This is a genomic window from Mycobacterium sp. FW102-FHT13B02, from assembly GCF_058790275.1.
Genome location: NZ_JBYTCM010000005.1, coordinates 1 through 15274, shown reverse-complemented (window position 1 = coordinate 15274; position 15274 = coordinate 1). Strand labels below are relative to the sequence as shown.

General features: G+C 61.7%; 13 protein-coding genes and 1 pseudogene. 5 read left to right on the top strand and 9 right to left on the bottom strand.

Annotated features, from left to right (window positions below):
* Positions 1–50: 50 nt before the first annotated feature.
* Positions 51–1865 (bottom strand): cellulase family glycosylhydrolase, encoded by a 1815-nt coding sequence (locus AC3WTE_RS10280; protein WP_492437375.1) that lies wholly within the window; start codon positions 1863–1865, stop codon positions 51–53.
* 371 nt (positions 1866–2236) lie between these two features.
* Between AC3WTE_RS10280 and AC3WTE_RS10275 the strand changes: the two genes are divergently transcribed.
* Together AC3WTE_RS10275 and AC3WTE_RS10270 are read left to right on the top strand one after the other, a co-directional pair.
* The gene (locus tag AC3WTE_RS10275) at positions 2237–3490 is read left to right on the top strand and encodes an IMP dehydrogenase (RefSeq protein WP_492437374.1); all 1254 of its coding nucleotides are present in this window, start codon (positions 2237–2239) and stop codon (positions 3488–3490) included.
* Positions 3491–3830: 340 nt separating this feature from the next.
* Entirely contained in the window at positions 3831–4421 is a 591-nt protein-coding gene (locus AC3WTE_RS10270) for a class I SAM-dependent methyltransferase (RefSeq protein WP_492437373.1), read from the top strand.
* 66 nt (positions 4422–4487) lie between these two features.
* Here the strand turns inward: AC3WTE_RS10270 and AC3WTE_RS10265 are convergent, their stop codons facing one another.
* Both AC3WTE_RS10265 and AC3WTE_RS10260 read right to left on the bottom strand, forming a co-directional pair.
* Positions 4488–5546 carry a glucose 1-dehydrogenase gene (locus tag AC3WTE_RS10265; protein WP_492437372.1) on the bottom strand — a complete coding sequence of 353 codons (1059 nt, stop codon included), beginning with the start codon at positions 5544–5546 and terminating at the stop codon, positions 4488–4490.
* 88 nt (positions 5547–5634) lie between these two features.
* Entirely contained in the window at positions 5635–6705 is a 1071-nt protein-coding gene (locus AC3WTE_RS10260) for a sodium:calcium antiporter (RefSeq protein WP_492437371.1), read from the bottom strand.
* A 208-nt stretch (positions 6706–6913) separates the two neighbouring features.
* Between AC3WTE_RS10260 and AC3WTE_RS10255 the strand changes: the two genes are divergently transcribed.
* Positions 6914–7312 carry a hypothetical protein gene (locus AC3WTE_RS10255; RefSeq protein WP_492437370.1) on the top strand — a complete coding sequence of 133 codons (399 nt, stop codon included), beginning with the start codon at positions 6914–6916 and terminating at the stop codon, positions 7310–7312.
* Between the two features lie 161 nt (positions 7313–7473).
* Here AC3WTE_RS10255 and AC3WTE_RS10250 read toward each other — a convergent pair whose 3' ends face one another.
* Both AC3WTE_RS10250 and AC3WTE_RS10245 read right to left on the bottom strand, forming a co-directional pair.
* Positions 7474–8037 carry a DapH/DapD/GlmU-related protein gene (locus AC3WTE_RS10250; RefSeq protein WP_492437369.1) on the bottom strand — a complete coding sequence of 188 codons (564 nt, stop codon included), beginning with the start codon at positions 8035–8037 and terminating at the stop codon, positions 7474–7476.
* 20 nt (positions 8038–8057) lie between these two features.
* Positions 8058–8609 (bottom strand): YaeQ family protein, encoded by a 552-nt coding sequence (locus AC3WTE_RS10245; protein WP_492437368.1) that lies wholly within the window; start codon positions 8607–8609, stop codon positions 8058–8060.
* A gap of 590 nt (positions 8610–9199) precedes the next feature.
* On the opposite strand from AC3WTE_RS10245, the gene AC3WTE_RS10240 reads away from it, so the two are divergent.
* Entirely contained in the window at positions 9200–10018 is an 819-nt protein-coding gene (locus AC3WTE_RS10240) for a caspase family protein (protein ID WP_492437367.1), read from the top strand.
* 211 nt (positions 10019–10229) lie between these two features.
* Here the strand turns inward: AC3WTE_RS10240 and AC3WTE_RS10235 are convergent.
* The 4 genes and pseudogenes from AC3WTE_RS10235 to AC3WTE_RS10220 all read right to left on the bottom strand — a co-directional run.
* Positions 10230–11380, bottom strand: a pseudogene (locus AC3WTE_RS10235) (IS3 family transposase); the annotation flags it as partial.
* A gap of 415 nt (positions 11381–11795) precedes the next feature.
* Entirely contained in the window at positions 11796–11999 is a 204-nt protein-coding gene (locus AC3WTE_RS10230; protein WP_492437708.1) for a hypothetical protein, read from the bottom strand.
* A gap of 968 nt (positions 12000–12967) precedes the next feature.
* Complete coding sequence (locus AC3WTE_RS10225) at positions 12968–13174, bottom strand: hypothetical protein (protein WP_492437366.1); 207 nt, start codon at positions 13172–13174, stop codon at positions 12968–12970.
* Between the two features lie 222 nt (positions 13175–13396).
* On the bottom strand, positions 13397–14215 hold the full coding sequence (locus AC3WTE_RS10220) for a DUF6065 family protein (RefSeq protein WP_492437365.1): 819 nt from the start codon (positions 14213–14215) through the stop codon (positions 13397–13399).
* A gap of 245 nt (positions 14216–14460) precedes the next feature.
* Here AC3WTE_RS10220 and AC3WTE_RS10215 point away from each other — a divergent pair, with 245 nt between their 5' ends.
* The gene (locus tag AC3WTE_RS10215) at positions 14461–15072 is read left to right on the top strand and encodes a 2OG-Fe(II) oxygenase (RefSeq protein ID WP_492437364.1); all 612 of its coding nucleotides are present in this window, start codon (positions 14461–14463) and stop codon (positions 15070–15072) included.
* Positions 15073–15274: the final 202 nt, after the last annotated feature.

Genomic DNA, 15274 nt, shown 5'->3' with positions numbered 1-15274 from the left:
CGAGTTCGGGCGACTGAGATCGGGGTCGAGGCACCACGATCCGCTGTGATTCAGGACGTGGTTTTTGTGGCGCGATTCTTTGGTGGAGTCCGCGGATCGTTTGTCAGGCTTGGTATCTGGAGTGTTTCTTGCGGACGTTGCCGGCGCGTCGACTCGCCTGACAAGCTGCGCGGTGCGCCCGTCGCGCCTGGCGTGCCTTCGGCCTCGTTGGTGCCGGAAGCCGAAGATTTCTCAGATGTCCCGCTGGTCTTCGAGTCGACCGATATCGTTGTCCCCGACGCGCCAGTGGGCGGCGGGGTGCTCGTTGTCGGGCGCGAAGCGGCCGTGCCGAACGAGGTGTCTGCGCCGGCAGAAGTCGCGGCGGCGGCGGTCGTCGCCTTGGTGCCAGTGGTTCCCGCCGATCGGGTTGTTCCGGTCGACGCAGTGGTTCCGGTTGTCCCGGTCGATGCGACCTTTGCGGGCGTCGGCGCAGTCGTCTGGGTGGTGTGCGTTGCGGCTGTGGTCGCTTTGGTGGTGGTCGCTGTGGTCTTCAGCGCAGCTGCCGGGGCCGTCGGGGTTGTCGCCGCGACGGCCTCGGCAGCCAGCGGTCCGCTCAGTGACGAGGAGATGGCGGTGAACCATGCTGTGATCGTCTGACCCGCGCGCTGGAATACGCTCCAGATTGCCTGACCGATCGCTTGGACGGCGTTCGTCAGCGACTGGACGATGCCGCTGATTGTGGAGCCGATCCTGCCGATGATCGAGCCGATATCGCACGCCGCCGGGCTGCTTGAGTACTGCTGGATAGCTTGTTGGACGACGGCAACGGCGAGCTTCGGCGTCCAGTCGGCGTTCCAGATGCCGTACCCGGCGGCACCCGGAACACCGTCTTGGGCGGTGTAGATGAATACCGGGCCGGCGTAGGCGATGGTCTGCCAGGTGTCGAGGAGGTTCTTGATCAGGTCGGCCTGAGTCTGCTGACTCACGTCGTTGGTGGACGCGCCGAACTCGCTGATCCAGATCTTCTTGAGCCCGTCACCGTATTGCGTCATCAGCTGGTAGATCGTATTCAGCTGCGTCAGAGGCGAATTCGCGACGCCAAGGCCCTGGGAGAACGGCAGCGACTCCTGATACGGATGGAACGACAACGCATCGAAGTAGTTCGCCGCGCCCGCGGCCAGCATCTGCTGGACGAAGGTCGTCGGGTCCATCGTGATGCTGCCGAAGGTAATCACGCTGCCCAGCGCACCGGCCACCACGGTGGCAGATGGGTTGACCGCCTTGATCGCCGGATATGCCGCCTTCAGCAAGGCCGCATAGGCGACGGGGTCGATCGGATCGGACGACAGCACGTAGTTCGGCTCGTTCCAGATCTCGTAGGCCGAGATGGCCGTGCCGTACCGCTGGGCCACCTGTGTCACGAACGAGGCGTAGTCAGCGGGGTTGGGCGTCCCGGCACCGGTGATCGCGGTGGACGAGCCCTCCCACAGCGGCGTGCTGGCGACCTCGGCCATGACGCCCATGTTCCGTGCCTGGGCAGCCTGGATGACCATGTCGATGCTGGACCAGTTGTAGACGCCGTTGGCGGGTTCGACGTAGATCCACGGGACGAAGACGCGGACATCCTGGACCCCGATGGACTGCAGGGTGTCGAGCGTCTGGTTGATCTGCGCCTGAGTCTGGCCGTAGAGGCCGGAGTCGGCAATGCCGATGGTCGACGGCGCCTCGGCGATCGAGGCGGTGTCCTCGATCTGAACCATCGTTGTCAAGCGGGACGGTGGCACAACCGCATCCGTCGCATACAGACACACCAGCGCCACAAGAAGCGTTGCGATCAGCATGCGCAACCCAAAGGCTCTAAGACGCCCAGCCGCAGATGTACTCATTGTCCACCTCCTACGGCGGGACGGCCGATCGGTCGAGTCATCGAGTCCGGTTGCGGCCAAAACTAACGATGACGTCGAATTAGTGTGACCGCAGAGGAGGTGGCGAAGTCAGGGGCTTTTGTCATCTCGCACTAGGGGCTGCAGTCCGCGGTGACGTCAGTGAGTTCGAGGGTGCTGGCGAGTGCAGCGTTCAATGAACCGCGTGAGTACTTTTCGCTGAACGGCTAGGTCGCGTTGCCGCCGGGCAGGATTGCTTCGCCTGCGTAGATGCTGCGTTGTCGGATTACAGCAAGCGGATGACTCCCCGATTGTCGGATATAAAACGGCTTGGCTGATTTGATCTCCTGTATCGCTATGGGCGAAGCTGTTCTATGGCACAGATCGTCGAGGACGTCTCCCGTACCTTCAATGAGTTCTTGCTCCTGCCCAACAAGACATCGACCGAATGTCGGGCTGACGCTGTACAACTCGTGGCGCCACTGGCACGCCACGCGCTCGGGGAGCGTTCGCGGCTTCAATTGCAGGTGCCGTTCACTTCAGCGATCATGCAAGCGGTCAGCACACCGCAGTTGGCGATTGCGCTGGCCCACCACGGCGGATTGAGCTTTCTGCATCACAATCGCCCGATCGCCGAGCAGGTGGCCGACGTCCAGGCCGTAAAGGCCTTCAAGGTGGGATTCGTCGTCAGTGACACCGACGTACGACCCGACACCACTTTGGGCGAGCCGTTGAACGCGATGCCGCGCACCGGGCATAGCACCTCGGACTTTCGATCTGATTACACCGACAACAACCGCTATCCACATCAATTGGTCGACGCCGACAAACGGTTGCGGGTCGGTGCGGGCGTCAACACACACGACTATCGCGAGCGAATCCCTGCGCTGCTGGACGCCGGTGCCGACGCACTGTGCCTGGATTCATCGGACGGCTACAGCGAGTGGCAGGCCCGTGCGTTGGACTGGGTCAAAACCCGCTATCCCGAAGTGATCATCGGAGCGGGCAACGTCGTTGACGGACAAGCGTTTGAGTACCTGGCCGATGCTGGGGCCGACTTCGTCAAGATCGGCGTTGGGGGTGGATCGATCTGTATCACCCGCGACCAGAAAGGCATCGGTCGCGGTCAAGCCAGCGCGGTACTCGACGTCGCGGCGGCCCGCGATGCCTACGCCCTACGCACCGGTCAGTACGTGCCGGTGTGCTCCGACGGCGGCCTGCAGCTGGACTATCATGTGGCGCTCGCTTTGGCCATGGGGGCGGACTTCGTCATGATGGGGCGCTATTTCGCTCGGTTCGATCAGGCACCCGGGGCGAAAGTGTCCACATCCGACGGCTACGTCAAAGAATATTGGGGTGAGGGCTCCTACCGCGCCCGCAATTGGCAGCGCTACGAACAACCCGGCACTGGACTGACCTTCGAAGAAGGCGTCGATGGCTACGTACCCTACGCCGGTGACCTCAACGAAGGCCTCGCAGTGACCGTCGCCAAGATCAAAGCCACCATGACCTCTTGCGGCGCAACCGATCTCCGGCAATTCCACGACAGCGCACGACTGACCCTGGTCTCCGACCAAAGCTTCCAAGAAGCACACGCCAGCATCGACATTCGCACCGCCGTCAATTGACTTCGGCGTCAGCCAGCGTGACGCCCGGATAACCTCCGGGAAGTGGCGAGTTGGCTTGATACCTCTGGTGTTGCGCTATCGGAGATCTGGAACTCAGCCGGGGGACTGGGATGATGTTCGACTTCGTCGACCCTGACGGAATCCAAATAGAGTTCACCCACTTCAACGGCGGCTGAAAAATCAGTTCCTTTCATCGGGTGCCAAACAGATCGTTGGTGAGAAATCAGGGGAGAGGCCGCCGCACGCCAGCCACTGCTATGGCAGCCACGCAGCGCACTGCCCTGGGGTTCTGTTGTCCGGCCCGAACTCCAGGCGCCGGCCCGCAAGCAGAAGGGCGACCATGGATGAATTGACGCTCGCCGCCTACGACGCCAACCCCACGGGTTTTGCCGACGCATGGCATACACAATCTGATCCTGCCGACATGCACGAGCTTGTGCGTCGCTTCTTTCACTCAGGTGAACCTACCGCCGACATCGGGTGCGGCGCTGGACGAGATACTGCGTGGCTCAACGAGAATGGCTATCCTCCAACTGGATACGACCCGTCGGCCGGCCTGCTCCGGGAGGCCCGTCGTCGCCACCCAGGAGTCGAATTCGCGCGTGACTGTTTGCCCGAGTTGCGCAGTGCCGGCGAGTGCACATTCTCGAATGTGCTGTGTGAGACCGTGATAATGCACTTGCCCATTGCGGACATCACGCCTTCGGTGCGCCGATTGCTGCGGTTGTTGCGGCCGGGAGGCATGCTGTATCTGAGCTGGCGGGTGGCGGACACGTGCCGGCGCGACGACCGTGGACGGCTCTATTCTGCCGTCGATGTGGCCCGGGTCATCGATGCACTGGATGGCGCTGCCATCAAGTTCTCGGCACAGTACGCCAGTATGTCGTCGGGCGCTTCGATACAAACGATTGTCGCCGAGCGCGCCACGTAGAGAGCCCGGGAAGGGAAACTCCTGCAGGTAACCCGCCGGGGCATAGCCCTCGCTGCTCGCAACGAGCTACTGCGCGCCGTCGAGGGTGATGACCACCTTGACGTCGTCCGGTCCGGCGTCGAATGCGTCGGCGAACCTCTCCATCGGCACGCGTCGCGTGATGAGGCGGCCGAGCCAGTCGAGGTCCGCACGGGCCAGCGCGTCGGCAGCCTGGTGATAGTGGCGCAGGTTGGCGTTCACCGAACCGACCACCACGTCGTTCTCGAGCACGATCTCGCGATTGATATCACCGGCGTCGACATCGAGTTTGCGGCCTGCTGGAGACACTCCGGTGAGACACACGATGCCGTAAGAACTCGTGTGCGCCATCGCGTCGAACACCAATCGCCCGACGCCGGTGGCTTCGATCACCACGTCGGGCTGCAGCTTTGAAGCCACGTCGTCCATCGGGTCGTGGTGATACGTGGCACCGAGTGACTCCACGAGACCGGGCTTCGGACCGTCGGCCACCTGATCGAGCACATGGACGTCGAGATTCCGCTGCACGCCGAGCAGCGCGGCGAGGAGTCCGATCGGCCCCGCTCCGGTGATGAGAACCCGTTGCGGATCGAACCATGCCCGTGCACCGACACGTTCAACTTCCTCCCACGCCTTGGCCACTACGGTGGTCGGTTCCATCAGCATCCCGACGTGCTCAAGCCGCTTGTCGAGCTTGACGGCGTAATCTGTTTCGAGGCAACACTTCTCGCTGCCGTATCCGTCATTCTCCTTGATGCCGCGTTCGGTGTAGCGGCCGTTGCGACACATGTCGAACTCACCCTGGGCGCAGGCGCCGCATGGCACCGGATCGGGACGACGCACGACGCCGACCACGAGGTCGCCGGCGGTGAAGTCGCTACCATCCGGCGCCGTGACGACGCGACCGAGCGACTCGTGACCGATGATCAGACGTGATGCGTGCGGGGGAGACCAGCCATACTCGCCGCGGGCGATCTCCTTGTCCGTGCCACACACTCCAATGGCCATGCCCGCCACCAACAACTGGTTGGACGCCGGTTGCGGATCCGGGCGCTCCTCCACCCGCAGGGAGTTCGCGGTTCCCGGCTCGACGGTCAGCGCACGCATGGCCTCGACTTACCCATGGTCTCCAGTGGCCACACTCGGACGACGACGTTCACAGCGAACCGTCAGCCCTACCTGCGGGAGTACGCCATCAACCCGATTGCGCAATGGCGAACAGGCCCGCGACACCGAGCGCGTAGACGATCAAGACGGCCAGCGAGTCGGCACCCAATCTCGCGATGCGTCTACGGGGCCGGAAGAGCAGCCCGGCGGCGTAGATCAGCGTCAGCACCATCGCTAGCGCCGTCAGGTAGATGTCGGTGCGTTGTGCTTGCGGCAGCACCGCTTTGCCCGAGATCAGCGTGCCCATGAGGAACAGCACCGGCAGAAAGGCGTTGCCACCGAAGATGTCCGACATGACGAGCTGGTAGTCGCCGTTGCGCACCGAGGTCAGACCCGTCGACAGCTCCGGCAGCGAGGTGGCGGCGGCCAGAACGGTGGCGCCGAACAGGACGCCGGATAGCCCGATGTGGTCGGCGATCGCGTCACCACTGCGCTCCAGCACCACGCCGGCGACGAGTGTGACCACTGCCGCGACGCCGAAGATGGTCGCGGCCTTTGCGGTGCTGACGCCGCGCCTGGCCGCCTTCTGCTCGGTTTGGGTGGTGCTGTGGCCTCGCGGATGCTGTTGGCCATCGGGGGGTTGACCGGATTCGTGCCACGGCAGCGACTGGCCGGCGCGTCGCAACAGCAGCAGCCCGCCGACCCAGGCGAGCAAGATGAGCAGTGCGGAGGGGGTGACGTGGAACGCGATCAGCGAGTCCGGTAGCTGGGTGCCGGCGATGACGATCGCCAGCACGGCAACGACCAGTGCGGCCTCCAACACCAGCACCAGCGAGGCGGCGCGATACGTGAGGGGCCGGTCCCCGTGAACGCCGAAGGCGTCGAGAGCCACGAGGACCACTGTCTGAATTGCGATGCCACCGAGGATGTTTCCGACCGCCACGCCGACGTTGCCGGACAGTGACGCGCTGGCGACGATGGCGATCTCGGGCAGGTTGGTGGCGATTGCCAGCAGGATCAGCCCGCCGAGCGCCGACCCGAGATGAAGGCGCGTGGACAGCACGTCGGTCTGATCGGACAATGAGACGCCTGCGATCCAGATGGCAGCGGCGGCCGCCAGGAACACTGCCAGCAGAGCCCATAGCGGCCAACCTGACATGCGCAACCTCCTCGACGACGGGACGTACCCCATTCGCCGTCGATGCACACCAGGCACGAAGAGTCATGTTCCTCCCCGTGTGCCGCGTGGGCCGCAGCGACCAGAGGCGATCCAGAAGACGCGAGTCGCCCGTTGAAGGCATTGAGGATTGGAAGTCTCGATCTCGGGGAATACCGCAAAGACAGTCGAGAGGGAGGCAAACATCACCATGAGATTGACAGCTGACACGGGTAACGGCGCGCAACCCCGAGCACCTTGGCGTAGGCAGCCGGCCTGGATCGGCCTGATCGCCGGCGTGGCGGTATTTCCTCTCGCAACGGGATGCGGCGCCGACGACGGCGGCAAAACGACAACGACCAATACGCCGACTACGACGGTCACGACGCCGGCTTCGAGCCCGTCAGCGGTAACCACGTCACCCGCCCCAGGTGGGGCCACCGGCGGTGGCGGCCCTGGAGGTGGCGGCGGTTCCATCCCGGGCGGACCCACCGGCAGTGGGGGTCCCGGCGGCGGAGGAGGCAGCATTCCCGGGGGTCCGTCCGGCGGCGGCGGTCCCGGCGGTGGTGGAGGTTGTATGCCCGGCGTGGGTTGCGTCTCGGTGCCTTGATCCGAGGTCATCAACGCCGTCTCTCGACTCGTCACGGATGACACTGACCCCCGTCCGGCGGTCAGTGTCATCCAGCAGGGGTCAGTGCGACCGGAGGCGACGTACCGTCCGCATTCCCCACGAGTGATGATCGCTCGCGGGCCGGGCCGGGCCGTCAGGCGTTATTGGGTGGCATCGCCAAGATCACGTCGCTGTATGTGACCAGCGCTGCTAACGAGCGAGTTTGGCGGAACATCGGTTGCCACGACCGCGCCAGCGGCAACGACCGATCCGGAACCGATCGTGACACCAGGAGCGATCGTCGCGTTGGCCCCGATCCACACATTCGTCCCAACATTGATCGGGGAGACTGTAATGCCGTCGTATCGGGCCGCTGGCTCGACGGGATGGCCGGCGGTACAGAGCGTGACGCCCGGCCCGATCATTGTGCGGTCTCCGATTGTGATGCCCCCAAGGTCATAAAACGAGCAATTCTGGTTGACGAAGACGCGGTCGCCCAGACGCAGGTTCAGGCCGTAGTCGCAATAAAATGGCGGGTAGATTGTGGTGGTTTGAGGCAGCGAACGCCCCAGGATTTCTTTCAGCAACGAGTTGCGACCATCCACATCCGAGTGCCGTAGGACGTTCAGCTGCGAGGTCAGGTCCATTACAAGCTGCACCCGTTCCACCACATGGCGCGATTCGTCGGTACCTCTGGGTATCAGCCGCGCCGAACTCTTCTTCATATCTCGATCCTGGTAGAAGTTCACTCCAACGGCTCGGGCGTGAAGGTAACGTCGGCTCCGCCTACGGTCATCGTCACCTGACCTTCGATGACCATCACCTGCGCAGAGACCCGTCGATCGACAGTCTGGGCCAATTGCTGCACCGATGCGTGCGGTATCTGCACCACCGACAGGTTCCGCAGCCCCGCCACTTTGGGGCCGACGGTGCGCCACCAGGTGGCCACGCCGGCGGCGAATGGGAAGAGCAGCACCTGGTCTGCCTGGCTGGCCGCCTTGCCCAAGGCGCGTTCGTCGGGCTGGCCGACGTTGATCCACTCCAGGATCCGGCCGGTGTAGTCGGCGAGCCGCAAGTCCGGGACGCCAGGGGTGGACAGGCCTGCCCCGAACGCCAGCTCACCGTCGACGTCGCTGAGACGGTGTGCGCGAAGCCCAAAAGCCAACAACCGCACCACCATCCGCTCATCGGTCTCACTGGGATGACGGGCCACGGTCAGCGTGTGATCGGCGTAGTAACCGTGATCGACATCGGAGACGGCAAGTTCGACTTTGAATACTGTTGCGGAAAGGGCCACGTCCTAGTGTCCACCCAGGTGGTGCCCCCCAAGCAGTCGGGCCGCGGTTGAGTGGCCGGGCCGCCGAGCCAGCCGTCAGTTCCAGTCGCCACCGATAGGCCACCGACTGAGCACTATCCGACGACCGTCGATGCCAGAGCGATTGGGGCGCAGCATAATCTGGCGTAGATTGCTGGTACCTGCCGCATTTCCAATCGCTGGTGACGGCAGCACGGAGTCCCAGGCGCCAGCGATCTCACTCGTGTGACGACTGACTCGCCACAGGGGAGAGACAGGGCGATCTATCAAATTTCCGCCGTCTGAGGTTTGGGCAACCGAGTCCGGATTAGCATGGTTCAACTGAAGTCGGCAGACGCACCGTTAGACGTACGGCAGCGAAGTTGCGGTGAGCAACCCCATAGGAGCGTGACAGGAATGCGCTGTGCTCGCTGGTACCGCATTTGAATGCGATTCTGACGGAACATGATTGGTGACTTCCGCGACGAGCACTTCTTACGTTCGTCATCAAAGGACCAACTGCCCTACTGGACGCGCCACGACGTTGATACTTTCGAACATCCCCCTTTAAGTGACGACAAGTGGAGGGAATCATGGCTGGATCGAAACGACTGTCGCTTCACATTGGGCTTAATGGTGTCGACACCACGCGCTACGGCGGATGGGATGGGACGCTACGGGCGTGTGAGAACGACGCCCATAGCATGCGTGAGGTGGCGGTGGAGCGGGGCTTCGAGCCGACTGTCATGCTGACCAAGGACGCTACGTCCAAGAACGTCTACACGCAGATACGCAAGGCCGCTGCACAGTTGCACCGGAGTGACCTCTTTTTCATCACTTACTCCGGCCACGGTGGACAGGTGCCGGACGTCAATGGTGATGAGGAGAAAGACCAACTTGACGAGACTTGGGTACTCTACGACACCCAAATCCTCGACGACGAACTTTACGGCCTGCTGAGCGCATTCGATCCCGGTGTGCGGGTGGTTGTCTTGTCCGACAGTTGCCACAGTGGCACGGTCGCTAGGGCAGTGGTCGCCCATCGGGAGGCCAACGCGGTAGCGGGCAGCAAGGCCGCCCCCCTTGAAGTCACCCTACGGGAATTCGAGCAGAACCAGGCCGCCTATCGAGACCGGCTGACATGGGCCGCCTCGTGCGCGCTTCCCCGACCGCACGTCAAAGTCGTGCTGATGTCCGGATGTCAGGACTGGCAGACGTCGATGGACGGCATAGACAACGGCGCGTTCACATCATCATTTCTCAGCGCCTGGAACGGCGGCAAATTCAATGGCAATTATAAGGAGTTGTTGACTTTGGTCCGTTCGCGGCTGCCCTTCACCCAACAGCCAAACTTATTCTGGTACGGCGACGGCGTTGAAGCGATGCTGTTGACAACGCCTCTGTCGGACTAGTAATGCAGCTGTAGATTGGGATCATTGATGTTCGCGGTGTCGATAGAGGGAAGATTGGTGCCGTCATCGCTATCGTGACCAGGCGAGCAGGCTGGTGAGGGTCAGTCCTTGCGGTCAATAGTAGGTCGATCACCTGTGGATATCGTTGATCCGGTTCGTCAAAGAGAACGGCGTGGTAGTGCGGGGTTATCCACTTGGGTTCGTGGGTGACGGCGGTTGCGACCGGTGTGTGGAGCAGTTCGAACTCTATCGGGGTGAGTCTGCCGAGTGTGCGTTGCCGGCGCCGGCGGTGATAGGTCCGCTCGATCCACGACACGATCGCCAGACGCAGTTCGGTGCGAGTGACCCAGCGTTTCCGGGTTAGGACGTTGCGTTGCAACGGGGCGAAGAACGAGTCCATAGCGGCATTGTCACCGCACGCACCGACGCGGCCCATCGACCCGTGTAATCCGTTGTGCGACAGCGCATGGACGAACTTCCGCGATCGGAATTGACTGCCTCTGTCGGAGTGGACGATCGTCGCCGCGGGCGATCGAAGTGCCACCGCGTTGGTCAAGGCGGCTACCGCCAGTGAGGACTTCATCCACGAGCCGATCGAGTAGCCGACGATCCGGTTGGAGTAGATGTCTTTGATGGCACAGAGGTAGAGCTTGCCTTCATCGGTCCGATGCTCGGTGATGTCGGTCAGCCAGACGCGGTTGGGGCCGGCTGCGCTGAACTGGCGCTGGACGAGGTCGTCATGGACCGGTGGCCCGGATCGACGGTTCAGCCCACGCTTCTTGGCAAAGATCGACCAAATGCGCTCCTGCGAACACAGTCGCGCGACACGGTTTTCGCCTGCGGTAATCCCGCGGCCGGGCAGTTCGTCGGCGATGAACCGGTACCCGAACGCGGGGTCGTCGGCATGGATGTCGCGGGCAGCGTTGATCAGGTGCGCGCCGTCCCAATCCCGCTGCGATACAGGTGCTTTGCGCCATTTATAGAACGCCTGGGTAGAGAATCTCAGGACCCGGCAGGTCACCGCGACAGGTACACCGTCGGCGGCAAGGTCGAGGACCAGCGGGTACATCATTTTGGGTTGGCATCCCGCGACAGGTAGCCGACCGCGCGGCGCATCACTTCGGCTTCCTGCTCGAGGAGCTTGATCCGCTTGTGCGCTTCGCGCAGCTGGGCAGCCATGTCGTCAGCAGTGGCCGGCGACGCGGGCTGGCCGCGGCCATCCTCCCGCTCGGCGATCTTGAGCCAGCGGTGCAGGCAGGCCTCCGAGATGCCGAAGTCCTTCGCGATCTGGCGCAGCGGCGCCTCGCCCTTGCGGGCCACAGCGATGACGTCAGCTCGGAACTCGGCAGGAAACGGTGTCAGCCGAGATTGATCCTTCCAGCAAGGACGAATCCTCACAGGTCAGGAGTCAACCAAACCGGGGGCAGTCCCTCGCGATGGGCTCATCGCACCCGCTAGTGACATCGGCTGGGCTTCTGCAGCACTCGAAGTCTGTCCACGTCGCGTCTTGTTGGCCGAGCGGGACCGGACTCACGTCTGGCGGACCGCTGAACCACCACCAGGACCTGGACAGCCACTTTGAGTTCTTCCTCGTCGCGCATGAGCATAGGGCGACTGGCGATGACGCAGCAACGTTCTCCGAGCGCGATTCGAAAGCGGTCCGGTACCGGCATCCGCAAGGCTTCACGCGATAGGGACGCGGTGCTAGCGAAGGGATCGTCTTCGCTTGCCTTGCCCACGGCGTGGAAATCTAATCGATGGGCCGGTCGGCGTCTAATCAGTCGAGGTTGCCCGTTTGCTCACCTCTCTCGATGTTCAATGAGCGGCATTGGGGACAACGAGGCGGCGCATCAACTTTGAAACTGCCGCCGCAGCTACAGCTCCCCGCTACGGCCTCGATCGCGGCTAAATCGGGTCCGGCCTCGTGAGGAATCCCTTTCTCCTTCCCGCATGCATCACAGCGGACAAGATAGTGGTGCATGCCGCCCCCCACGGTTATCTGGAACGAGTTCCCGCAGTCCAGACACCGTGCCGCAAATAAGTAGGCCATATAGACACTCCGTTTAGTTTCCGTGGCCACCGTCGTTAGGTAGTTCGTCATGTTAACAATACTGAGTCGTGCTTTGCAGTTTTCGCAGATGTCGGAGACAAGTTCTCGTCAATGTCGGACGCGTTCGCCAACGCCGGTGTTGAGATTTTGCGCTATGGCAGGCCCTCTGGGGGCGTAGGCTTTGGTGGGTGCCGGCTGGTTACACGAAAGAATATGAGCCGACTGGGCCCGAAGGGGATAGGCAAGTATGAAGACGGAGCAAGCGGAAAAGCGAAGGCGGGCAGGCCGACTACTGGTCGCAGGTGAGCAGTGCCAACGAGTTGTAACGGATGCTCACCCGCGATGTTGGGTGACCTACCAATGGGATGGCGGTGGGAGAATGTCATATTCGGATGCGCTTATTGAAGGCCGTCGGAAGAACCTGGAAGCCCTTACCGAAACCATCGCCTTGGCGGCGCAACAGAAAATCGGGGACTGCAATCTGTATATAGGCGCCATTGGAAAGATATTGGATATTCCGTATTTCCGAGAGGAGCCGATTCCACTAGCCAATGAGATATATAATTTCCTAGTGGAGGCGGTGAAATCGAAACCGGACCTGTGGGAAGATCTGTCCTCTGACGACAAAGAAAACTGTTACGCTAGCGACGAAGTGAAGAGGCGCGCTAATATGGGTTACTTCGTTATCGGATCAGCGCATAGCGCACCTAACCACGCGAACGGTCATATTGCACTGGTTGTACCAGAATCGCTTGAACACGATCAACACCCCAATAATGGGGGCATACGCGGGCCTTGGATCAGGGATGCCCACAAAGACGGTGCGTCTCACGCATTGCTGAGTGTTCGTGCGAGTAATTGCTTTGGGTCCAGCGCGGGCAAGCCAATTTGGGTGGCTTTCATAGGTCATGATTGGTCGGCAATATCATCTGAGCAATCTGCGAAACGCAAAGACAGTGCCATTCCTGGTCCCCTACCGGACCCGAACCAATTTCCGGAACCACACCATCAACCGGCACCACCACCACCGCCATCGCCACCACCACCGCCATCGCCACCACCACCGCCATCGCCACCACCACCGCCATCGCCACCACCACCGCCATCGGATCCCGAGGTACCGGCTTGACAGATCGGAACGTAAGCAGCAAGCAGCTGCCGCCGAGCACTCATCTGGCACGCTCGGGTCCTGGCGTTGCGCATTTCGCAATTCGCGCAGATTTATGAAGCTGCCGGTCGGTCAGGAAACAAACGCACCCCGGGATTGATCCGGGCAACGGCCGATAGGCATGCGGTCGACCAGCGCGAAAAATTCATGCCTGTCACGGTCATATGCGGTCGCCACGTATGAACGGTTGTAGGTGCATTCGGGTTTGGTGTTCCGGGACAGGTGAACCATCCGGCAACTGTCCTTGAAAGTAGTCTTTCTGCCAGCGCGCCTTTGCGGCCGGTGACGTGCCATCTTTTAGCTCCCGATTAAACTGAGTGCGGCTTGCGCTCCATAGTTTGTACGCGTCACGTAATTCAGGTGCGTCGTCGATCGAATCTATTCGGGGAATGCACTCCTCGAGCTCGCCGCGGCGCTGCGGCACTAACATGCAGAGTGGCTCGCCTTGTTCGAAAGTCACCCATACATGTCGCCGCGTGAGCTTCCAGTTCACTGTGAACGTCGATGCCGCCCAGTCGGTCTCGACGAGGCCTTCAAGAGGTGCAATTCCATCCTTAATGCAGTTGGCTGGACCGCGAACCAAGAGATTGAAGCCGGGAGAGGTACGGAACAGAAAGGGCATATTCCAGGTTACAATCCCGTAGCCAAAATGAGTTTTTGGCCGCCATGAGGATCGCTCACCATCATAATCAATTATAACTGAATCAGTCTGCGCCCCGCCATTCCACTTAAGACGTAGCCGAGAGTTATTGAGCACGAACCAACCAGCTTGATTCGCCATCAGCAGAGGCAAGCATCGGTTGGCAAATCGTTGATCGGTCGAGTTCATCCATTCACGGCTAGGCGAAGCGGCAGCTAACTCGAAGCCTGAGCTACTATCGAGTTCGTATGCGACCAGCCTCGGCTCACGATGCGTGCAGCCCCCACCGTGGTCGGCACAGATAGAGTAACAGTCGGAGGAACGGATTTGCTTCGACACGTACGTCCCAACGTCGGTTCAAACGGATGAGGCCCGGCCGTCTTGCGCCTGCGACCACACCGCCAAGTGAACCACGAGAGATGTCCGCAGTTGATCGATACCGCCACAGTAAGCGGCTAGTTTCACGATTGCTGGCACTCATTTGTGGGGACTGTGACTTTCGAGCAGCGCCACGCCACGTCACGTTCGGCGAGAACGGCGCGAACGATGGTCGGCTGTATGAAGCGTAAGGCATCCTTGTATCGATGGTTTCCAAACCTCAACCCGACCAGTTGCTGGTGTTCCGTGACTTCGCGTGCGAAGCCGATGTCGTCGCACTGCTCTCAGCTTTCCGCGCATTAGTCGCGGCTCGACCAGCCGGTGATGACCTCACCGAAGTAAGGCCATTGCCGCTTCGGACTGAGGCATCCTGCCGCAATGTGGTCGGCGTCTGCGACCGCGCGATCAGTAATCGAGTGATCTCAATCCGCGCTCGTGCGATTGCGACAATGCGAGAGTTCTTCCACGTGACGGCATACCCTGAGTTCACGTTAATGTCGGAGATGCGCGTTGGCGATTGCCATCCACTACACGCGGATGCTGAGCGGCAAACGGCAGAAGGGTGGGTTCCGAATCACACCCCTTGGCGATCCCATGTTGGTCTCCTGTATCTGAATACGTGTAATGCTGATTACCGCGGCGGCTTGCTTGATCTACCTGGGATCGGCCAGACGATTGAACCTGTGCGGGGACTGTTCGTAGCATTTCCTAGCGGTCGTCGGCATGTGCACAAAGTCACGCCCGTCGAGGCCGGCCGGCGTCTATCCATGGCAATCTGGCTAACAGGAGATGCGGCACGCGCCGAGCACCTTGGATGACTTGGCGGAAGGCCCATGGCGGGTGTTGCGCGGACCAGGTACGCTCGCGCATCCTCGCCGCGGCGGAGAACTGGTGCTCGACCGTAGTTCTCGGACGCGGCCGGCGACTGGGTGCTGGACAGGACGATAGCGTCCCGGGGAGTGGTGGACTTCGGATCTGGCGTGGTTCACGCGTTGTGATCAACGAGTCATGGTGAACGCT

Excerpts from the sequence above, each read along its gene's own strand:
- AC3WTE_RS10275 (WP_492437374.1), top strand. The coding sequence starts at position 2,237 with ATGGCACAGATCGTCGAGGACGTCTCCCGTACCTTCAATGAGTTCTTG.
- AC3WTE_RS10280 (WP_492437375.1), bottom strand. The coding sequence starts at position 1,865 with ATGAGTACATCTGCGGCTGGGCGTCTTAGAGCCTTTGGGTTGCGCATG.
- AC3WTE_RS10265 (WP_492437372.1), bottom strand. The coding sequence starts at position 5,546 with ATGCGTGCGCTGACCGTCGAGCCGGGAACCGCGAACTCCCTGCGGGTG.
- AC3WTE_RS10215 (WP_492437364.1), top strand. The coding sequence starts at position 14,461 with ATGGTTTCCAAACCTCAACCCGACCAGTTGCTGGTGTTCCGTGACTTC.
- AC3WTE_RS10255 (WP_492437370.1), top strand. The coding sequence starts at position 6,914 with ATGAGATTGACAGCTGACACGGGTAACGGCGCGCAACCCCGAGCACCT.
- AC3WTE_RS10240 (WP_492437367.1), top strand. The coding sequence starts at position 9,200 with ATGGCTGGATCGAAACGACTGTCGCTTCACATTGGGCTTAATGGTGTC.
- AC3WTE_RS10225 (WP_492437366.1), bottom strand. The coding sequence starts at position 13,174 with ATGGCGGTGGTGGTGGCGATGGCGGTGGTGGTGGCGATGGCGGTGGTG.
- AC3WTE_RS10270 (WP_492437373.1), top strand. The coding sequence starts at position 3,831 with ATGGATGAATTGACGCTCGCCGCCTACGACGCCAACCCCACGGGTTTT.
- AC3WTE_RS10250 (WP_492437369.1), bottom strand. The coding sequence starts at position 8,037 with ATGAAGAAGAGTTCGGCGCGGCTGATACCCAGAGGTACCGACGAATCG.
- AC3WTE_RS10230 (WP_492437708.1), bottom strand. The coding sequence starts at position 11,999 with ATGCACCACTATCTTGTCCGCTGTGATGCATGCGGGAAGGAGAAAGGG.
- AC3WTE_RS10260 (WP_492437371.1), bottom strand. The coding sequence starts at position 6,705 with ATGTCAGGTTGGCCGCTATGGGCTCTGCTGGCAGTGTTCCTGGCGGCC.